The 20,255-nt window shown below is 53.3% G+C and carries 22 protein-coding genes; 12 read left to right on the top strand and 10 right to left on the bottom strand.

Annotated features, from left to right (window positions below; translation table 11 throughout):
* Positions 1–249 precede the first annotated feature (249 nt).
* Entirely contained in the window at positions 250–579 is a 330-nt protein-coding gene (locus KNP79_RS09095; protein ID WP_215192227.1) for a winged helix-turn-helix transcriptional regulator, read from the top strand.
* Between the two features lie 50 nt (positions 580–629).
* Here KNP79_RS09095 and xylE read toward each other — a convergent pair whose 3' ends face one another.
* On the bottom strand, positions 630–2,045 hold the full coding sequence (xylE, locus tag KNP79_RS09090; protein ID WP_215190387.1) for a D-xylose transporter XylE: 1,416 nt from the start codon (positions 2,043–2,045) through the stop codon (positions 630–632).
* A 268-nt stretch (positions 2,046–2,313) separates the two neighbouring features.
* On the opposite strand from xylE, the gene KNP79_RS09085 reads away from it, so the two are divergent.
* Positions 2,314–3,426, top strand: coding sequence for an ROK family transcriptional regulator (locus KNP79_RS09085; protein WP_215192077.1), 1,113 nt, complete (start codon positions 2,314–2,316; stop codon positions 3,424–3,426).
* A 35-nt stretch (positions 3,427–3,461) separates the two neighbouring features.
* Here KNP79_RS09085 and KNP79_RS09080 read toward each other — a convergent pair whose 3' ends face one another.
* From KNP79_RS09080 to xylA, 3 genes are all read right to left on the bottom strand, one after another.
* Positions 3,462–4,448, bottom strand: a complete 987-nt coding sequence (locus tag KNP79_RS09080; protein WP_215192075.1) for an aldose epimerase family protein — start codon at positions 4,446–4,448, stop codon at positions 3,462–3,464.
* Positions 4,449–4,455: 7 nt separating this feature from the next.
* Positions 4,456–5,955 carry a xylulokinase gene (gene xylB / locus KNP79_RS09075; protein WP_215192074.1) on the bottom strand — a complete coding sequence of 500 codons (1,500 nt, stop codon included), beginning with the start codon at positions 5,953–5,955 and terminating at the stop codon, positions 4,456–4,458.
* Between the two features lie 64 nt (positions 5,956–6,019).
* Positions 6,020–7,363 carry a xylose isomerase gene (gene xylA / locus KNP79_RS09070; RefSeq protein ID WP_215192072.1) on the bottom strand — a complete coding sequence of 448 codons (1,344 nt, stop codon included), beginning with the start codon at positions 7,361–7,363 and terminating at the stop codon, positions 6,020–6,022.
* A 182-nt stretch (positions 7,364–7,545) separates the two neighbouring features.
* Here xylA and KNP79_RS09065 point away from each other — a divergent pair, with 182 nt between their 5' ends.
* Both KNP79_RS09065 and KNP79_RS09060 read left to right on the top strand, forming a co-directional pair.
* Entirely contained in the window at positions 7,546–8,049 is a 504-nt protein-coding gene (locus KNP79_RS09065) for a cupin domain-containing protein (protein WP_034778690.1), read from the top strand.
* Complete coding sequence (locus tag KNP79_RS09060) at positions 8,046–8,936, top strand: aldo/keto reductase (protein ID WP_138859013.1); 891 nt, start codon at positions 8,046–8,048, stop codon at positions 8,934–8,936. Before KNP79_RS09065 ends, KNP79_RS09060 begins: the two co-directional genes overlap by 4 nt.
* Before the next feature lie 14 nt (positions 8,937–8,950).
* On the opposite strand, the gene KNP79_RS09055 is transcribed toward KNP79_RS09060, so the two are convergent.
* On the bottom strand, positions 8,951–9,391 hold the full coding sequence (locus tag KNP79_RS09055; RefSeq protein ID WP_131472905.1) for an Lrp/AsnC family transcriptional regulator: 441 nt from the start codon (positions 9,389–9,391) through the stop codon (positions 8,951–8,953).
* Positions 9,392–9,507: 116 nt separating this feature from the next.
* On the opposite strand from KNP79_RS09055, the gene KNP79_RS09050 reads away from it, so the two are divergent.
* Positions 9,508–9,936 carry a carboxymuconolactone decarboxylase family protein gene (locus KNP79_RS09050; RefSeq protein ID WP_215192071.1) on the top strand — a complete coding sequence of 143 codons (429 nt, stop codon included), beginning with the start codon at positions 9,508–9,510 and terminating at the stop codon, positions 9,934–9,936.
* Positions 9,937–9,947: 11 nt separating this feature from the next.
* On the opposite strand, the gene KNP79_RS09045 is transcribed toward KNP79_RS09050, so the two are convergent.
* The gene (locus KNP79_RS09045; RefSeq protein ID WP_215192069.1) at positions 9,948–11,642 is read right to left on the bottom strand and encodes a M3 family oligoendopeptidase; all 1,695 of its coding nucleotides are present in this window, start codon (positions 11,640–11,642) and stop codon (positions 9,948–9,950) included.
* A 206-nt stretch (positions 11,643–11,848) separates the two neighbouring features.
* On the opposite strand from KNP79_RS09045, the gene KNP79_RS09040 reads away from it, so the two are divergent.
* From KNP79_RS09040 to KNP79_RS09030, 3 genes are all read left to right on the top strand, one after another.
* On the top strand, positions 11,849–12,349 hold the full coding sequence (locus KNP79_RS09040; RefSeq protein WP_021066526.1) for a PTS sugar transporter subunit IIA: 501 nt from the start codon (positions 11,849–11,851) through the stop codon (positions 12,347–12,349).
* A gap of 86 nt (positions 12,350–12,435) precedes the next feature.
* Entirely contained in the window at positions 12,436–13,035 is a 600-nt protein-coding gene (locus tag KNP79_RS09035; protein ID WP_021066527.1) for a helix-turn-helix domain-containing protein, read from the top strand.
* A gap of 28 nt (positions 13,036–13,063) precedes the next feature.
* Complete coding sequence (locus tag KNP79_RS09030) at positions 13,064–13,573, top strand: SMI1/KNR4 family protein (RefSeq protein WP_251132929.1); 510 nt, start codon at positions 13,064–13,066, stop codon at positions 13,571–13,573.
* Between the two features lie 38 nt (positions 13,574–13,611).
* On the opposite strand, the gene KNP79_RS09025 is transcribed toward KNP79_RS09030, so the two are convergent.
* From KNP79_RS09025 to KNP79_RS09015, 3 genes are all read right to left on the bottom strand, one after another.
* Entirely contained in the window at positions 13,612–14,037 is a 426-nt protein-coding gene (locus KNP79_RS09025) for a hypothetical protein (RefSeq protein WP_214711662.1), read from the bottom strand.
* A gap of 63 nt (positions 14,038–14,100) precedes the next feature.
* Positions 14,101–15,294, bottom strand: coding sequence for an ABC transporter permease (locus KNP79_RS09020; protein ID WP_215192067.1), 1,194 nt, complete (start codon positions 15,292–15,294; stop codon positions 14,101–14,103).
* The gene (locus tag KNP79_RS09015; protein WP_214824991.1) at positions 15,284–16,174 is read right to left on the bottom strand and encodes an ABC transporter ATP-binding protein; all 891 of its coding nucleotides are present in this window, start codon (positions 16,172–16,174) and stop codon (positions 15,284–15,286) included. The genes KNP79_RS09020 and KNP79_RS09015 overlap by 11 nt, the downstream gene beginning before the upstream one ends.
* Positions 16,175–16,290: 116 nt before the next feature.
* Here KNP79_RS09015 and KNP79_RS09010 point away from each other — a divergent pair, with 116 nt between their 5' ends.
* Positions 16,291–17,235: a VOC family protein gene (locus tag KNP79_RS09010; RefSeq protein WP_215192066.1), complete on the top strand. Its 945-nt coding sequence runs from the start codon at positions 16,291–16,293 to the stop codon at positions 17,233–17,235.
* Entirely contained in the window at positions 17,232–17,831 is a 600-nt protein-coding gene (locus tag KNP79_RS09005; RefSeq protein ID WP_215192064.1) for an alpha/beta hydrolase, read from the top strand. The genes KNP79_RS09010 and KNP79_RS09005 overlap by 4 nt, the downstream gene beginning before the upstream one ends.
* Here the strand turns inward: KNP79_RS09005 and KNP79_RS09000 are convergent.
* Positions 17,828–18,316, bottom strand: a complete 489-nt coding sequence (locus KNP79_RS09000) for a hypothetical protein (RefSeq protein WP_034778666.1) — start codon at positions 18,314–18,316, stop codon at positions 17,828–17,830. The genes KNP79_RS09005 and KNP79_RS09000 overlap by 4 nt on opposite strands.
* A 252-nt stretch (positions 18,317–18,568) precedes the next feature.
* Here KNP79_RS09000 and KNP79_RS08995 point away from each other — a divergent pair, with 252 nt between their 5' ends.
* Together KNP79_RS08995 and KNP79_RS08990 are read left to right on the top strand one after the other, a co-directional pair.
* Positions 18,569–19,123 carry a hypothetical protein gene (locus KNP79_RS08995; protein WP_152567751.1) on the top strand — a complete coding sequence of 185 codons (555 nt, stop codon included), beginning with the start codon at positions 18,569–18,571 and terminating at the stop codon, positions 19,121–19,123.
* Positions 19,124–19,146: 23 nt separating this feature from the next.
* A complete protein-coding gene (locus tag KNP79_RS08990; RefSeq protein ID WP_215192062.1) occupies positions 19,147–20,202 on the top strand; it encodes an acyltransferase family protein in 1,056 nt (351 codons plus the stop codon).
* Positions 20,203–20,255: the final 53 nt, after the last annotated feature.

Here is a 20,255-nt window from a genome sequence, read left to right as displayed (position 1 = left end):
TTCCTCCTAAGAATGTTTGTTGAGACGAGGGCCCTTCATCTCGAGGCAGCCCGAGCATCTCAATCTTCTCTATTGTCCAGTACGGTCGAAAAAGATCCTTACTGTCTCAAGAAGCGGTTACTGGTGAGATGAACTTGTATAACTGAGCTACAGTTGCTATCATAAGTCCATCGAATTTAATTGGGAAGTACGCACTTTCAAGTACGATAGGCACCGAAAAGTACCTATCCCGGTCTATAAGGAGGAACCATCATGCCATACAACATCCCGGTCGAGGCGACGCTCGACGTCATCGGCGGCAAGTGGAAAGTCGTCATCATGTGTCATTTGATTAAATGGGAACGGCGGACGAGCGAATTGAAAAAGCTCATGCCGAACATCACGCAAAAAATGCTCACGCAACAGTTGCGCGAGCTCGAGGCGGACGGTGTCATCATCCGCACGGTGTATGAGCAAGTCCCGCCGAAAGTCGTCTATTCCCTGTCCGACTACGGCTGGTCGCTCCAACCGATTTTGGATGCGATGTGCGCCTGGGGAGAAGGGCATATCGAACAGACCGGGGAAGACGTCATCTCCTAAATCAGAAAAGACAGCGGCTCTTCAATGAGAGAACCGCTGTCTTTTTATCGTTATGAGGCGGATACGTCTTTTGAGACAGCTTGTTTGCTGCTCCATAACGTCTCCATCTCTTCGAGCGTTTTGCCTTTCGTCTCCGGTACGAGCTTCCAGACGAACAAGGCGGACAATACGCTCATCACCCCGTAAAATCCGTATGTCATCGTGCCACTAAATTCCATCATCATCGGATAGGTCGATGAAATGAAGTAGTTGGCGGTCCATTGAGCGGCGACGGCGATTGCGACCGCTTGCCCTCGAATTTTATTTGGGAAGATCTCCGAAATGAGTACCCAACAAATCGGTCCCCATGACATCATGAATGAGGCTGTGTAGATGATGATGAAGATGAGTGTACCGATTCCGATTGCATTCGTGTAGGCCATCGAAGCGACACCGAACATCCCGATTGCCATGCCGACCGAACCGATGATGAGCAGTGGTTTTCGACCGACTTTATCGACAAATAAGATGGCGACGATGGTGAAGACGACGTTGACGAGCCCCATGACGACGGTCTGCATCATGGAAGCATCTTTCGCGGCACCCATACTTTCAAAGATTCGTGGGGCATAGTACAATGCGACGTTGATGCCGACAAATTGTTGGAACACCGATAAGAGAATCCCGATGGTGATGACCAGTTTTCCGTAAGTGAACAGCTTGGCTGAAGAATGACTGACAGACGATTTGATGTCTTGCATGATTGCTTCGGCACGTTCTTTGCCATTGATTCGACTGAGGATGTGGAGTGCTTTTTCTTCCTCGCCTTGGAGCGCCAAATACCGTGGTGTTTCCGGAACGATCAATAAGAGCGAACCGAAAAGGAGGGCCGGAATGGCTTCAGAGGCAAACATATACCGCCAACCGATGTCATCGATCCAGGCGACCGTTTGTCCACTTGTGATCGACCAGTTGACGAAGTAGACGACGAGCATTCCGAGGATGATGGCAAATTGGTTTAGCGACACGAGCCGTCCTCGAATCGCAGCTGGCGCGACCTCACTGATATACATCGGCGTGATGGCCGAGGCAAGTCCGACGCCGATTCCGCCGATGATGCGATACAAGTTGAACGTAAGTAGAAGGGCAATCGTCGGTTCGCCTTTCGTAAAGAAGAGGACTTCGGGATAAGCCGATCCCAGTGCGGACAAGAAGAAAAGAGTGGCCGCGAAAATCAATGATTTTTTACGACCAAATCGGCTTGCGAATATACCGGAGATGATCCCCCCGATGATACAACCGATCAATGCCGAGGAAGTGGTCGCCCCGTGTACGAGCGAACTTAAATTCAGCCCGTCAATAAAATACTTCTCCAATGATTTCTCTGCGCCTGAGATGACAGCAGTATCATAACCGAACAACAAGCCACCTAATGTCGCGACGAGTGTGATGGTCATGAGGTATAGCGTGTTCTGATTTTGTTTCATCACGTTTTGCCCTCCTTGGAATTGGTAACGCTTACAATATCGGGTTAAAAAATAAGTTAGTTTGTTTGACGGATAAACTAACTATCCTTATCATACAAAATGAGGCTCGAATTCTCAACTATATTTTTGCAGTTTTTGTATAATGAATTAGAGAGTAAACGGAATGGAACGAAAGTTAAACGATGGATGAGACATCACTTCGTATAAAGGGGAGACAAAGTCATTGGCAAAATTAGATGTGACCGCTGATCAACAGCTTGTGAAAAAAATGAATAAAACCGTATTGTTGAATGAAATCATTCGTAGTTATCCAATTTCACGCGCAAAACTGTCAGAAGTGACGGGATTGAACAAATCGACGGTATCTGCGCAAATTGGCGCTCTATTGAACGAAGAACTCATCTTTGAAATCGGACAAGGCGATTCGAGCGGGGGGCGTCGCCCGGTCATGCTCGTGTTCAACCAGCAGGCAGGATTCACGATCGGAGTCGATTTAGGCGTGAAAGCGATCAATGCGGTATTGACCGATTTAAAAGGCAACGTCGTGGAGTCGTTGACGACCGAGTGGGCCGAGGCGGACCAGGAGGCAGAACCGAAAGTGAGAGCTGCCATCGATGTGTTGCTTGGTAAGATGCCGTCCTCTCCATACGGGCTCATTGGGATCGGTGTCTCGGTGCCTGGACTCATTAATCGCGAGCAACAAGTCATTTTTGTCCCGAACCTCCGTCCTGACGTGACGAGTTTGAAGCACGATTTAGAGAACCGTTATGATGTACCCGTTAATTTAGAGAACGAGGCCAATGCGGGGGCTTACGGAGAACGACGGTTCGGGGCAGGGAAAGACCATGAAGAGATGGTCTTCGTTAGTCTCGGGACCGGTGTCGGTACGGGCATCATCTTACACGGGGAACTGTATCGAGGCGAGGACGGGTTCGCTGGCGAGTTCGGGCATATGTCGATTGAATACAATGGACCGAAATGTACGTGTGGCAACCGCGGGTGTTGGGAGTTGTATGCCTCGGAAAAAGTACTATGGGACAAGTATTTGCCGGGGCACACGGTCGATACGCTCCAACGAAGTTTACAGGCCAATGAGGCATCGGTGTTGAATGAACTACAAAAATGGTGCTTTTACGTCGGGGTCGGGTTGAATACGGTACTGAACGTCTATAATCCGAAAGCGATCATCATTCAAAGTCGGGTCATCGAGTCGCATCCGATGGTCCTCAACATGATTCGCACGGCGATCTCATCACGTGTGTATGCGCAAGCCGATCATTCGTTCGAGCTCATCCCGTCGAAATTGAGCGACCACGCTTCAGCGATCGGCATGGCCTCGCTTGCCATCGAGCAGTTTTTACAGCGTCGAATGATGCAATGACGAATAGCCCGTCACCTTCAGGTGGCGGGCTATTGTCATGGGGCAAACGTCCACGTCGTCTCGGAGACGTACGTCTCGCCGGGACGTAACACACTACGAGGGTCCAGCAGGTTCGGTGCTTGTTGGGTCTCTAAACAAAGCCCGGTCCGTCTCAGCCCGTTCGGCAGCATATTACCCGAATAGAAGACGACACACGGCTCGGTCGTATGGACGGAAAGCCTGCGACCGGAAGCATGACGAAGATCGATTTGAGGACGTTCCGTTTGGGGCAGGCAAAATGGGTGATCGAAGCCTCCGGCGAGGTCCAGTTGCGTATCTGTATCATTTAGACCATCTTCGATTCGTTTCGCCTCTCTAAAATCGAATGCCCGGGAGGTCATGACGGACTTCACGCGGCGCGGAATAAGGGTCTCGTCTAGTTCATAGAACGAGTCACTCATAAGCTGAAGCGTATGGTCAGAAATCGGCATGGACGTCCCTGATAAATTGAAGTATGTGTGATTCGTCATGTTCATGACGGTCGGCGCGTCGGTCTTCGCCTCATAGCGGATGGCCACGGCGTGGGGAGTAATCGTGTATTCGACCGAGACGTCAATATTCCCAGGGTATCCGTGATGGCCATGAGGAAACGACCGTTCAAATCGAATGGTCACGCCATCATCCGTCTGTTCGATGGATGGGTTCCATACGACTTTATGGAAGTGATCACCGTGAAGGTGGTTGGGACCGTCGTTCAAAGGCAGTTGAATGGTCTGATCGTCGAGTGTGAACTGACCATTCTGTATCCTTCCGGCCACCCGTCCGACCACGCAACCTAGATAATAATCGTGACAGACATATTCCTCAAGCGAATCAAGCGCTAATACGACGTTCTCCATGTTCCCCAGTTGATCGGGGACGGCAATTTCCGTGATGGTACACCCATAATCGATACAAGAAAAGCTGAACGAGTCTGTCGATACGCGGTGACGCGAGACGGGGATACCGTCCACGGTCCCGTAATGGTCGGATGTATAGTTCATCGTCGTCTCACTTTCTCCGAAATGCGGACAGACCATGAGAGAGATGTTTCGTGGCCGGATAGACTTGTTGGTAGAGTGCGAACAAGGCGTGGTAGCGTGTGACGTTTTCTGGAATCGGTTCGTATCGCTTCGCCTCCTGAATGAACGCCTCACTGCAGGCCTCGAGACTATCAAACCACCCACAGCCGTAAGCAGCCAACATGGCGGCACCGAGCGCACAGCCTTGCTCGTTGGAAAGCTTGATGATGGTAGCGTCGAAGATGTCTGCCTGCATTTGCAGCCACGCCTCGTTTTTGGCGCCCCCTCCAATCGAAACGATCGACGTGATCACTTTCCCTTCCGCACGGAACAGTTCGAGCGATTCTTTTAAGGAGAACGTGATCCCTTCTAGCACGGCCCGTGAAAAATCGGCCAAGCGATGGGTGGAGTCCATCCCGATAAAGCTTCCTCGCACCATGGCATCCGCATGAGGGGTCCGTTCGCCGACGAGATAAGGGGTGAACAAGAGGCCGTTCGACCCGATCGGTACGTCTTTCACTTCGGCGAGCAGCGTCTCGAATGATTGGTCCGGTGCGAACGTATCCTTGAACCAAGATAAGCTATGTCCTGCTGCCAAGGTGACACCCATCGTATAATAGGCACCTGGCTTAGCATGATTGAAATAATGGACTTTCCCTTTGAAATCGAGCAGGGCGGTTGGTTCATAGGCCAAGACGACACCCGACGTGCCGATGCTGCACATCGTTTGTTGATCGTTCAAAATACCGGCCCCGATGGCACCGCAGGCATTGTCGGCACCTCCGGCGAACACGCTAACGCTCGAAGAAAGGCCGGTGCGCGTCGCGTAGTAAGAACTGAGCGTCCCGATTTGATCAGACGACTCGACGAGTGGGGGACAGAGGGATTTCGGCACACCGACCCGTTCACAGATTTCGTCGCTCCATTCCTTTTTAGCGATATCGAGGAGAAGCGTTCCGGCCGCATCGGAATAATCCATGTGCAGTTGACCTGTCAACGCATAGCGGACATAGTCTTTCGGGAGCAGGAAGACGGCTGCTTGACGGTACAGGTCAGGTTCATGCCGCTTCACCCATAAAAGTTTCGGGAGCGTGAAGCCCTCGAGCGCTGGGTTTTTAGTGAGGTCGAGGAGAAGCGGTCCGAGTCGATCTTTGATCTCCTCACATTCAGCCGTCGTTCGCGTATCGTTCCAAAGAATCGCATTGCGAAGCAACTGATGTTGCGCATCGAGTAAGACGAGCCCGTGCATTTGTCCCGAGAAGCTGATGCCTTCGATGTCTTCAGGACGTCCTTCGAACTGTTGAACGAGCTCGGTCAAGGCGTTGACCGTCTGTTCGACCCAGGCCGACGGATCTTGTTCGCTGTAGCCTTCTCGTTCTTGGATGAGGGGATAGGCGCGACTCGCTTCCCCGCAGAGTTGCCCGTTTTGGTCGACGAGGATGGCTTTGACCGCACTCGTCCCTAAATCGATTCCGATGACGTATTTCATTAGGTTCATCCTTTCCGGTTTGATTTAAAAGCCCAGACCCCATCATGGAGTCTGGGCTTCGCGATTAAGGGCGTTGTACATCCAACAAGTATTGGTTGAGGATGTGACGGAGCTGTTCTTGACGTCCCGATTTATTTTGGATGTCGGTAAGCGTGAACGCGTGGGCCTCAAGTTTGTGGAAGTCGGTTTGACCGGAGACGATGTCTTTTCCGATTCCCTCATTGTAGCTTGCGTAGCGATCTTGGATGACGTTCTCGAACACACGGTCATCAATCAAGCGTTGAGCGACTTTCGCACCGACGGCGAAGCTGTCCATGCCTGCGATGTGGGCATAGAACAAGTCCTCAGGTTCGAATGAACCGCGGCGGACTTTCGCATCGAAGTTGAGCCCACCGCTTCCGAGCCCACCATTCAACAAGATCTCGTACATGGCGAGCGTCGTTGAATAGAGGTCGGTCGGGAATTCATCCGTATCCCAGCCGAGGAGCGGGTCACCTTGGTTCGCGTCGACGGACCCGAGCATCCCGTTCACGCGGGCGACGCGGAGCTCATGTTCGAACGTGTGGCCGGCGAGCGTCGCATGGTTGGCTTCGATGTTGAATTTGAAGCGGTCCGCCAAGTCATATTTTTGCAAGAAGGCGAGACCCGTCGCCACGTCAAAGTCGTATTGGTGTTTCGTCGGCTCTTTTGGTTTCGGTTCGATCAAGAACTGGGCATCAAAGCCGATCTCTTTGGCATAGCTATCGGCCATGTGGAAGAAGCGGGCCAAGTTATCAAGCTCAAGTCCCATGTCGGTGTTGAGCAACGTTTCATACCCTTCACGACCTCCCCAGAACACATAGTTCTCGGCCCCGAGCTCTTTCCCGACCTCTAATCCTTTTTTCACTTTCGCTGCTGCGTAGGCGTACACATCTGCGTTCGGTGCAGTGGCGGCTCCGTGAATCCAGCGCGGATGCGAGAACATGTTCGCTGTGTTCCAAAGTAATTTCGTCTTACTCGTTTTCATATATTCTTTCATCATCGAGACGATGACATCGATATTTCGGTTTGTCTCAGCAAGGGTGCTTCCTTCAGGGGCGATATCGAAATCATGGAAGCAGAAGTAAGGCACGTTCAACTTGTCAAAGAACTCGAACGCCGCTTCGACACGGGCTTTGGCGAGGTCCATTCCTGAAAGGCGGTCATACGGTCGGATCATCGTGGCTTTACCGAACGGGTCGCTTCCATCGGCTGTGAACGTATGCCAATACGAGACGGCGAAACGGAGCAGCTCTTCCATCGACTTCCCACCAATTTGTTCCTCTGGGTTGTAGTGTTTGAAGGCGAATGGGTTTGTAGAAGAAGTACCTTCAAATTTGATTTGTCCGACACCTTGATAGTATTCCTTTTTCGTTTGAGTTTGTGACATGCGATTCATCCTCCTCATTTCTGTAATCGTTTTCAGGAATAGAATACATCAAACTTTTTAGTTTGTCTATCGAACAAACTAAGTTTTTTGAATTATCTTTTTGAACTTTTTCACCGTGAGTTGGCTCACAGGTTAATCGGGCGTCAACTCGGGTACAAAGACAGAGACAAGGAGGGAACAATATGGATGTGTTGACATATCGATTTGAAGACGACGGCTCGATCCCGAACAATCCGGATTTCCCGGTGTTGTTGTATCGCGGCGTGTTCGATGAGACGGACGGGATGCAAGCGACGTTCGAACATAACGGTTGGGGCAACAGCTGGGTCAACGGGGTGTTCGATTATCACCATTACCATAGCAATACGCATGAAGTGCTCGGCGTGAAGTCGGGCCGGGCGACCGTCCAACTTGGCGGTGCGACCGGGGACCTCGTCTCGCTTCAAGCAGGAGACGTCTTGATTTTGCCGGCCGGGACGGGACATCGCCGTCTCGAGGCGAGTGAAGACTTTGCCATCGTCGGTGCCTATCCGGAAGGACGCGATTATGACACGTTGACAGGGAAACCGGAAGAACGACCGGACAGTGTGCAACGGATCGAACGAGTCGACAAACCGGCGACCGATCCCGTCTTTGGGACGACCGGACCGTTACATGAACAATGGACGAAGGAGGAGATGGCATGAACCGCATTCCACATACATTAATTTTGGCGGCACTAAAACAACACGTGGCTGAATTGCCAGACGGGCGTGAGATGAGGGCCCTCGGGCAAGGCACATGGCGCATGGGAGAAGACGAATCGAAACGGGAAGCCGAGATCGAGGCACTCCGGACGGGACTCGACTGCGGGTTGCACGTCATCGATACGGCGGAGATGTACGGGGAAGGGAAATCGGAGTCGCTCGTCGGTGAAGCGATTCAAGACCGGCGGGAAGACGTGTTCCTCGTCTCGAAAGTGTATCCGCATAACGCCGGGGGCGACAAACTCGTCCAAGCTTGTGACGCGACGCTCGAACGGCTCGGTACGGACTACCTCGACTTATATCTCCTGCATTGGCGCGGGAACATCCCGCTCGAGGAGACGGTCGACGGGCTCGAACAGTTGAAGGCGGACGGTAAGATCCGAGCGTGGGGTGTCTCGAACTTTGATGTCGACGACATGAAAGAACTGCTCGCCTTGCCGAAGGGGAAACATTGCGCCGTCAACCAAGTGCTCTATCATCTCGGCAGCCGCGGCGTCGAATACGATTTGTTGCCATTTTTACAGGAGCAAGGAATCCCGATGATGGCTTACGCCCCGCTCGCGGAAGGCAGCGACGTGAAAGAGAAAGTCTTCAACGACGAGACGGTGAACCGGATCGCCGAGGCGTACAGTGCGACGCCGGCCCAAATCTTGCTTGCGTGGACGGTGCGGAGCGGAAACGTCATCGCCATCCCGAAAGCGGGGCAGAAAGCGCACGTCGAAGAGAACGGCGCGGCGTTGCTCCTCAACTTGACCGAGGACGACTTTAACGCGCTCGACGAGGCGTTCCCGCCACCGAGCCAAAAAGAACCATTAGATGTGATTTGAAGACACAGGTGGGCTCACGGGCTCACCTGTTGTTGCGTCTTGACCTCGGAGAAGATGAAATGTGTGACGGTCTGGGCGTAAGGGATGGCCGCATCGATGAACTGCTCGGCCTCGGCGAACGTCGCGAATTGCATCTTCAGCATATAGCAGGCGCTCCCGGAGATGCGATAACAGAATGACACGTTCGACTGCTGACCCAAAAACTGAGTGAACGCCTCATAGTTCCCGTTCTTCACGGTCGCCTCGATGAGACATTGAATCGGTCGACCGAGCAATTCATGATCGATATCAATCGTGTAGCCTTTGATGACGCCAAATGACTCGAGTCGGCGGACGCGTTCGCCGACGGACGGAGCCGATAAATTGATGCGGCGCCCGAGTTCGCTCATCGAGAGGCGGCTGTCGTTTGTTAGTTCATGTAAGAGGAGACGGTCGATATCGTCGATTTTTAGCATGAAATGAATTCTCCTTTTTTTCGTATTATATGGCATGTATTGTAGCTGGATTCCGCTGTGAATGAAATGGGAAACACTGTAATCACCTTCTATACTTATATACAGGAGGTGTTGAAATGAGTCGAATCCAACCAGCTGTCATCGGAAAGACGCCGTTCGAACGATTGCTCGGGCATGACGAAGGCGTGATGCGACAGTGGTCCATGCTCGGAGACACGTTAACGGGCGAGGGGAGACTGTCCGCCGAGCTGAAAGAGCAGGTACGACGGACGCTCGCCCAACAGAACGGCTGTGACTACTGCCAGGCGAAAGGAAAGCCTGAACCGCATATGTTCGACGAACGGACGGCACTCGCCGTCGGGTTCGCCGATGTGTTTTTACAACTGAAAGGCGACACGCCGGCCTCATCGATCCGTGTGCTCCAAGACGTCTTCACGGATGCCGAGATCAGTGAACTTTGCGCTTTTATCGCCTTCATGACGGCCTCGCAATACGTCGGCGCCATGCTCGGGCTGGAACGCGAAAACCCACTCACGCTGACGTGAGTGGGTTCGTTTTAGTTCGCGAGCGGGTGTTTCAATAGATAGTCTTCAATCTGTCCGACCGTCTGTTTCAATACGCCGTCCTCGAACGGTGACTTGAGACCGGCCAATTCGACGAGCTCGAGGAACGAGCGGCTGCCGCCGGCTTGGCAGAGCGTGAGGTAATCGCTCCACGCCGCCTCACGGTCCTCATGCATGCGCACCCAGAACTGGAAGGCGCACACTTGCGCGAGCGTGTAGTCGATATAGTAGAACGGGCTCTGGAAGATGTGTCCTTGTTGGTGCCACCAAGCGCCTGACTCGAGGTAGTCGTTCGTCTCATAGTCACGGTGTGGCAAGTACACCTTCTCAAGGTCACGCCATGCCTGGCGCCGCTCAGCGACCGTCATGTCAGGGTTGCGGTAGACGACGTGCTGGAACTCGTCGACGAGGACGCCGTACGGGAGGAACGTGATGCTTCCTGCCAAATGATTGAACTTATATTTGTCGACTTGGTCTCCGAAGAACAGTTCCATCCATGGCCAGCAGAAGAACTCCATCGACATCGAGTGGATCTCACACGCCTCGTAAGTCGGGAACGCGTATTCCGGCGTCGTCAAATGACGGCTCTCGTACACTTGGAAGGCGTGACCGACCTCGTGCGTGAGCACGTCGATATCGCCGGCCGTCCCGTTGAAGTTCGAGAAGATGAACGGCAGACCTTCCGACGGGAGGTACGTGCAGTAACCGCCGCCGGCCTTGCCCGGTTTCGCCGTCAAGTCGAGGGCGCCGCGCTGTTGCATGAATTGGAAGAACTCGTCCGTCTCTTTTGAGAGTTCACGATACATCGTGTTCCCGCCTTCGATGATGAACGCCTCGTCGCCCTGTGGCGTCGCGTTGCCGTCTGGGAAGACGAACGACTCGTCGTAGTACGTGAGCGAATCGACATCGATCCGTTTCGCTTGCTTCTCTTTTAACGTCGTTGCGAGCGGGACGATGACGTCGCGCACTTGTTTGCGGAAGTTGTCGACGTTCGACTCGTCATAGCCGACGCGTTGCATCCGGGCGTAACCGAGCTCGACGAACGACGGGAAGCCGAGCGCGTGCGCGATGTCGGTCCGGACGCGGACGAGTTCGCCGTAGATGCGGTCGAGTTCGTCTCCGTTGTCGGCCAGATATGTATAACGGGCCTCGGATGCCGCTTTTCGTACCGAACGGTCAGGGGATTGTAGATACGGGCCTAACTGGGACAAGTTGAGCGTCTTGCCGTCGAATTCGATTTGGGCCGCCGACATGACTTTCTGATAGGCGGTCGCCAATCGGTTCTCTTCCTGCAGTTTCGGGATGAGCGACTCCTCGAACGTTTTGAGTGCACGCTCGGCGAGTTCGAACAACTGGCTGCCCCATTCCTGTTCGAGTTGGCTGCGCAGGTCGTGCTCGGTCAAGACGCGATAATACGCTTGGACCTCTTTCTCGTAAACCGGTAAGGCATCGTCAAAGAATGTCTGCTCGGCCTCGTAGAACGCATCACGCGTATCGATCGAGTGGCGGATTGCGACGAGTTGACTTTGCGTCTCGAACGCGTTCCGTTCTTGGTTGATTTGGCGAATCAATTCGTTCGCCTCTTCGAGTGTGCTCGCTTGTTGCAATTCGACTGAATAGTCCGACAATCGGCTGTTCAAAGCGTCCAAGTCGGGCCGTTCATATGACAATTTTGTGAAAGTCGTCATTGTAAGCGCCTCCATCATGTGAAATTTTTATAAAGTGTAAAAAGGGCTTGCAAAAGCGATTGCACACTCGTATTCTTACGATGTGTAAACGAATTCGCACTACCTTATTACAACTATACCGTTTATAGGGTAGGGATTGAAGAGGAAGCTTTTCGGGTATAAAAGCTAAGACTTTGATTAACAGAACATGTTGGAGGGATTAAGCTATGGGATTCTTTAAAAAACTATTTGGTGGTAAAGAAGAACAACTTAACGCGGTTTCACCGCTTACAGGGAAGGTCATTGACATCACGAACGTTCCTGACCAAGTGTTCTCGCAAAAAATGATGGGTGACGGCATCGCCGTCGAACCGACAGACGGCAAAGTCGTCTCGCCAGTCAACGGTACAATCGCGACTGTCTTCCCGACAAAACACGCGATTGGAATCAACGCTGACAACGGTGCCGAGTACTTGATTCACATCGGTCTCGACACGGTCAACCTTAAAGGTGAAGGCTTCGAAACGCACGTGACAGAAGGTCAAGCCGTCAAAGCTGGCGACACGCTCGTCACGTTCGACCTTGACTTCATCAAAGCGAACGCGCCGTCGACGATCACACCGGTGATTATCACGAACCACGACAGCTTCGGCGTGAACAAACTCGTTGCTGAAGGCGACACGGTCACAGCCGGTTCTACAGAAGTCGTCGAATTGACGAAAAAATAAGTTGAACATTTTACTCGGAGGCGTATGCTTCCGAGTATTTTTTTATGGATTCGGGAACTATACTAAAAAGAGAGGGGGAGAGAGACATGGATGGAAAAAACGCACCGTACCGGGGTTATGGGGATCGGATTCGAATATTACGTGAGCGGGCCGGCATCTCGGTCGAGGCACTCGCCGACCGCATCGGCGTCGCCCCGTACTTTATTCGCCGGACCGAACTGAGTGAAGTCTACCCGACGATGCCTTACATAGAGGCGCTCGCCGAGGCGCTCAAGATCGACGCGAACTATTTGGCCCGCCATATTTGGACGGGCGAGTCGCTCAAAGTGCTCATGAAAGGGACGGTCCCAGAACTTGAACAAATGAAGCTCGCCTACGATGAGGCGATGCACGGCAAGTCGACCGAGGACATGCAGCGGCAGCTCGAGGCACGCATGCGCATCTTCGACCTCATGCATGAGGAAGAACTCCGTCGCATCTTCGCCGAGGACGAGGAACCGACGTCACATCATGCGCTCGAGGCGCTCGTCGATGCTGTGCTCGACCTGGGTCGCTCGCACGAACCGACGCATCGGATCGTGCCGTTCGCCCGCTATATCGAGCAGCTCGTACCGGATCAGTTCGTCGACAACTCGTTCCAATACACGGAGTTCGGGGTCGTCGATAAATCGTATAAATTGCAGTGAAGGCCGTGGGGGACCACGGTTTTTCATTATGGATGAAAGGAACAATGTGATGATTGCTGTTCAAGTACTGAAACGACGGTTGGTGAACAACCGGCTCGATGTCCAGTTAGAAGAAGGATACGTGAATCAACTGACATTCTCCTTCAACGGTCCAGCTACTGCGACGGAGTTAGAGCGGTTGCCGAAAGAAACACCGGCAGCGGTCCGTGCATGGTTAACCGAACAGAACGGTGCCAAACTGTTCGAAGACCCGGAATACGGCGGAGCAATCGAATTGTTCTCGATCGACGACATCCTTGAGCACCGACAACTTTGGGACTGTCCGGCGCGTTTTCTACCGATAGGGGCGGGGCGTGACGGAGAATGGATGGTTTGCGAATACATAAGTGAGACGGACAACCGGGTGTGGATTGGAGAATTTTTGAGTTTTGATGAAGAAGACGCTAAATTGAACCGCTTGCCGTTCAACTTTTCGCAATGGTTGGACTATGTGATTGTGGCACAAGGTGCTTCATTTTGGGATTGGTATCGAGCATAAAAAAGAACGGCCGCCCATTTGGGTGGCCGTTCTGTCGTTCAGCGCACAGAACGTGCGTCATATCTTACTTTCGGTCGTGTCCCGGCAAGTAGGAAGCCGAGCACGATGTTGAGGATCGTGAGCACCCAACCGACGTAACCGAACGTATAGGCGAGGCTCGCGAGCATCGTCTGCCAGTCGAGTAAGGACGCGGCGTCACCGCGAACGGTAAAGCGGATCACGGTGAATCCGATGAGCGTCGTCGTCGTGATCAAGATGCCGATCCACGCGCCGCCGAACCGCGACGTCTCTGGACGCCGGCTGACCGGATACCAAAAAGCGAGCGTCCCGAGGAACGTGCTTCCCGCATATGCGAGCAAGATTTGCCACAGCGCATCGGCGTCCAAGAAGACGGTATAACAGATGAACGTCGTGAGCGTCGTCATGAAAGTAAAGATTAAAGCTGCGAGTAATCGTGATCGCATTGTTCGTTTCCTCCTCATTTTGCACATTCTTTAGAGTATACGAAAACGAAAATGCTGTAAACGTTATTGTCGATTCTGTAATATTTGTCGCCATTGTTTAATCGCGTTGTTGCCGTAGAATAGGACTCCGCCGCGATAAAATTTCGAGCCGACCCACAAAATCACACCGATCGTGGCAATCATGATGCCGATTGACAACGCGACTTCCCATACCGGCACATCGACGAGCATGACACGAAGGAACATGAGCATCGGCGTGAAGAACGGTACGTACGACAAAATCGTGACGATCGGTGCTTCCGGGTTGTTTAAGCCGAACATGGCGGCGAGGAACCCGGCGACAAGCAGCATGATGACCGGCATCGTCATCTGTTGCGATTCTTCGACCCGGCTGACGAGTGAGCCGAGTACGGCGAACATGGCCGCATAGAGTAGGTAGCCGAGCGTGAAGAACGTCAACAGGTAGACGACGGCCCGGACGTTGCCGGCGTTATCGATGACCGACTGGGCCATCTCGTTGCTGCGGGCGCTGAAGTACCCGAAGCCGAGGAAAATCGCGATTTGAAGCAACGCGAGCGTCCCGATGGCCGAGATTTTGGCGAGCATGTGCGTCACCGGATGCGTCGTCGAGATGATCAGCTCCATGACGCGTGACGACTTCTCGGTCGTGACCTCGGTCGAAATCATCGAGCCGTACGTGATGATTGAGACGTAGAGCAACATGAGCATGACGTAGACGAACGCGAATGACGAGAACAGTTCGTCCGAGTTCTCTCCGCCGCGGCCGAGATACAACTCTTCGACCGTGACAGGTTCATTCAACGCCGCGAGGACGGCCGGATCGATGTTCGACGTCTCGATCAGTTCGGCGTTCCGGATTTCGCGGAGTGCCGTCTGGAGGACCGTCGTGAAGTCCGGTTCTGGCCGTTCCGATAGAACGCGGGCCGAATCGCCCTCGATGAAGGCGACAATCTCATAATCCCCGTTGTCGAGACCAGCACGCGCCTCGGACTCGGGGATCGCGGCCGATTCGATGTCTTCATAACCGAGCGACTGCATGAGCGTCGTCAGTTCGCTGTTTTCAGTGACGAGGATGGCTTGGGCCTGGTCGGTATCCTCGAAGTTCGCGAGCAGACGGTCGATGTTCGTGAAGCCGAGGATGAACAAGATCGTTAAAATCGTCGAGATGAGGAACGCCTTTGAGCGCAGCTTCGAGCGTAACGTGAACGAGTAAAGTGGTCCGAAGTTATGAAACATGTTGACCGACCTCCTTGATGAAGATGTCGTTTAATGAGACGGGTTGGCGCATGAACGTCTTGACGGCGGCACCGTTCGAGACGAGGGCCCCGAGCACCGCATCACTGTCTTCAAATGAGTCGAGTCGGACGAAATGGCCATCTTTATGCGGTTCGATCGCCCGGACGACCGGGAGGGCTTGGAGCACGTCAGGTCGGTCCGTCTCGATAAAGAGCACCGGTTCAGCGTAACGTTCCTTGATCGTCGGCACGTCGCCGCTGACGACCGCGCGGCCGCCTTTCAAGATGCCGATGTGTTGGCACAGCTCCTCGACGTGCTCCATCCGGTGGCTCGAGAAGACGATCGTCGTCCCGGCGTCGCGGAGGGCGAGCACTTCACGTTTCAAGATCTCGACGTTGACCGGGTCGAGCCCACTGAACGGTTCATCGAGGATGAGCAGCTCCGGGTTGTGGAGCAGGGCGGCCACGAGTTGAATCTTCTGCTGGTTCCCTTTGGACAGTTGTTCGACGCGCATCGTCTCATACTGCGGGATTTCGAGTCGTTCGAGCCATGACTTGACCGCCCGTTTCGCCTCGGCTTGGCGCATTCCTTTCAAGCTTGCTAGAAAGACGAGCTGGTCCCGGACGGGTGACTTCGGATAGAGGCCCCGTTCTTCCGGCAGATAGCCGACGATGCGGTGGTCGACTTTTCGGCCGTCCCAGAGGATCGTCCCGTCACTCGGTTTTAGAATGTCGAGAATCATGCGGAACGTCGTCGTCTTCCCAGCCCCGTTCGCCCCGAGCAGGCCAAACATCTCGCCTTTCGGGACGTGGAAGCTCAAGTCGTCGACAGCCGTGAAGTCACCGAACTGTTTTGACACACGATCGATTTGTAACGTCATATATGTACCTCCTTATAGGTGTCTACTATTAGCGTACGCCATATTGAGCAAAAAGTTTCACATTTCTTCGAAAATGATTTATCTTGAAATCAAGATAATAAAAAGGAGGACATGAGATGACGAAGCAATCAGCGGGTATCCATCACATCTCGGCGATGGTGAAAGACCCACAACGCACATTAGACTTTTACGGGAATGTCCTCGGACTCCGGTTCGTCAAACAGACGGTCAACTTCGATGACCCGGGCACGTACCATTTCTACTTTGGGGACGAGCAAGGGTCACCGGGGACGGTCATCACGTTCTTCCCGATTCCAGGGATCGGCAAAGGCAGCGTCGGCAGCGGACAAGTCGGGGTCACGGCTTACCTCGTCCCGGAAGACAGTCTCTTGTTTTGGGAGAAACGATTGAACGACCATGGCGTCGGCACGGTCGCGACCGAACGGTTCGGCGAGCCGTCGCTCTTGTTTGAAGACCCGGACGGACTCGTCGTCGAGCTCGTCGCCCGGGCGAGTTCGAAACAGACGAGTTGGGTCGTGCCGGGCGTGACATCAGCTGAAGCAATCACCGGCTTTGCTGGAGCGACGCTGTTGTCGAAAGACCCTGAAGCGACGGTCCGCTTGTTGACGGGACTGTTTGGCTTTGAGACGGTAGGGGAAGATTCAGAATGGATTCGCCTACAAGCCTCTGCCGACTACGGCAACGTCATCGACGTGAAAAAGACCATCCTGCCGAACGGGGTGCCCGGTTCGGGGACGGTCCATCATATCGCGTGGCGCGTCAATGACGGGGAGGACTACACGACGTGGCAAGACGCCATCTTCGAGCTCGGGCTCCGTCCGACCGAAGTGAAGGAACGCCATTACTTCCGCTCGGTCTACTTCCATGACGCCGGCCGAATTCTTCATGAACTGGCGACCGATGCGCCCGGCTTTTTGATCGATGAGAGTTTGGAGGGCCTCGGCTCGACGCTCCAGCTCCCGGCATGGTTCGAACAAGACCGTGACGCGATCACCCGTACGTTACCGACAATTACAATCCCGAGAGGAGACATGACATGATACATCAATTCATTCAAGGCACGACCGAGACGACACTCGTTTTATTGCACGGCACAGGAGGGACGGAGCAGGACTTGATCCCGCTCGCACGAAGACTCGCTCCCGAGGCGAACATTTTGACGCTCCGCGGGGACGTGCTTGAGAACGGCATGTCTCGCTTCTTCCGCCGTCACGCGGAAGGCGTCCTCGACCTCGAGGACTTGAAGAAACAGACGGAACGGTTCTTGACGTTCTTGGATGATGCGGCGGCGGAATATGGCATCGACCGCGACAAGATGATCCCGCTCGGCTATTCGAACGGGGCCAATTTGATCGGATCGGCGCTTTACCGGCAGAATGCGTTCCACGCATCACTTTTGTTCCACCCGATGGTGCCCGACCGTTCACTCACGTTGCCAGACCTTACGGGGGCGAACGTGTTCATCTCGGCCGGGGAGCATGACCCGATTTGCCCGAAAACAGAAACAGAAGAGCTCACATCGACGCTCCGAAGTGCCGGAGCGGACGTTGAACTCTTCTATCACGAAGGCGGGCACGAGCTACGTATGGAAGAAGTTGAGGCAGCGCAGACCTGGCTGGCGCCGTATCTCGGTTAAGCCATCTTCTTCGGTTTCGATGGTCTCGAGTAGACGACGAGCACACCACGATCAATCAAATAGGCGGCGAACAGACGCTTCGCCTCTTCAGAACGGACAGTTCGGTCGATTTGGATATACAATCGGCCGAGCTTTTTTTGTGACGTGCGGGTCAATAACCAGATGGAGTCGAGCGTGTACTGCCAGCTACGGAGCGTGTCGGCCCCGATGTACATGTATCGGTTTGATGTGCGTTCGAGCAGGTAGTTGAGCCACCAGACGTCACGCGCGAGTTTCATGGCGACACCGATGAAGAACGAAAGGAACACAAAGGACAGCACGGACAGAATCGGATGGATGGCGGTGAATCGTTCCCGGATTGGTTCGAAGGCGACGATGAGCAGTCCGACGGAAAAGGCGCCGGTGAACCACCAAAATCCGAAGTTAGAGAATGAACGTTTCGGGTCATGTACCATGTGGTGACGGTTACGAATGACGGAAGCCATTCTCCACACCTCCTTTTATTAGAATATTCTGATTATTTGGTAAGACTACTATACTATACTGTACCCACTCTCGTCTATTTGAATACGCTTGAAACATGCTGTCGGATGAAGATTTCTTGACGTTTCGGCTTGCGAAGGGCAAATCCGGGGAATGATGACAGTGACGTCATCATTTTTTTGTGGAAACGTAATTTCACCAGTTCAAAAAATCGGCTATGATGAATGAGGCAAAAAATGAAGCGAGGGAATTGGATGAAGAAGATGAAGGTGGGCGAGTTGCGGGCCGAGCTCAAGCAATTCGACCAAAACGAGTTGATTGAGCTCATCGTCGGTCTGTATAAACAGCATGCAGAAGTGAAGACGACGTTGAACCGTTATTTCAGCGAAGGCTTCGAAGCTGAAGAGATGCTTCGGCTCATCAAAGAGATTGTCCGACTAGGGGACAAGGGAACGAATCGTTTTTTGATGAACTTTAACATGTTGCGTGAAGGGGCGGCCATCGTCAAAGAAGCAGAACGTTTCACGGATCCGGTGCTCACGGAACGGGTGCGCATCTTCTATCTCACTTATTTTGGCGGATATGTCGCGGAAGCTGGACAGCTGCTCGAAACGCAGGCTCCTCGCGAACTCGAGGTGTTCTTTACGCAGTTTGAAAAGATTATGCGGTGCGCTCAGGAAAACCCCGGATTGCTGTTGCCACTCGAAGACGAAGTGGGGGAGATGCTCGAGGAGTTTCCAATTGAACGGAAGAAAGAAACGATTGCCTTTTGGAATCGTCAAAAAGAATTGGCTAAACAACAATATTGATTTATAGAACTTGAGGGAATATCATGCGAAATCATTGGTACGATAATGTTAAAGGCGTGCTCGTCTTGCTCGTCGTGTTCGGTCATTTGTTGACGGACGTGCGCGGTGCTTACGACGACATCTTGCCGAAATGGGTCTATTTATTCTTATACACGTTCCACATGCCGTTATTCATTATGCTGAGCGGTTACTTCTTCCGGGAGAACCGTTATTTGCGCGTCATCCAGTTGTTCGTCGTCTACGTCATCTGGCAAGTGATCCTCGGCTCATGGTTTGCCTTCACCGAGGGCATCCCGCTCTTGTCGCTCGAGAACCCGGGACTGATTCTATTGAAGCCGTATTGGGCGCTCTGGTACTTGATGGCGATCATCATCTGGTACGTCATCACCCCGTATGTGACCCAGTTGAAAGGATACGTGCTGTACGCGCTTCTATTCGCGCTCTTGTTCGGCTTCCAAGCTGAATCGACCGGGTTCTTCGCCCTGCGGAAAGTCATCATGTTCTATCCGTTCTTCTTGATCGGGAACTGGATGAGCGCGCGGAACACGATGAACTTCTTCGAACTGCCGAAGCGGGCCGAGCAACGGAACCGGTATCGGATCGGCGGATTCGCCGTCTTCACGACGCTCACGCTCGGGCTGCTCGCCTCGATGAGTCTTCAGAACGAGAGCGCGTTCTATCATATCGGTAACTTGTTCAAGTTCCGGTTCGCCTATGAGACGGCGGTGCCGGAGGCGATCTGGAGCGGGCCGTTCGCCTTCTTGATTGTCTATACGGTATCGATCCTCATGGCGATCAGTTTCGCACTCATCATCCCGGGGCGCGAGCTACCGGTCATCACTCGGGCCGGAAAGTACAGTCTCTACATTTATTTGGTGCACGTCTTCCTCGTCGTCGCCTGGAAGGCGTTCGTGCCGGCTGGGTTCATGCCGACGTCATGGCTCCAATTGCTCGTCTTGTTCGGCGTCGCCTTCTTGATCGTCCTATTGATCATCAGCCCGCCGGTCGTCAAGCTATTGAAGCCGCTCGTCGAGATCGACGTCCGCCGTGCCCAAGATGTGAAAGATGCAAAACCGTAAACCCTTTTCTAAACGGACGTTTTCCGCTACACTTTATAAAGGGAAGCGAAACT

The sequence above is a fragment of the Exiguobacterium sp. s7 genome (assembly GCF_018618195.1).
GTDB classification, from domain to species: Bacteria; Bacillota; Bacilli; order Exiguobacteriales; family Exiguobacteriaceae; genus Exiguobacterium; species Exiguobacterium mexicanum_A.
The sequence above is the reverse complement of the archived record's forward strand: the minus strand, read 5'-3'. Positions and strand labels throughout refer to the sequence as shown.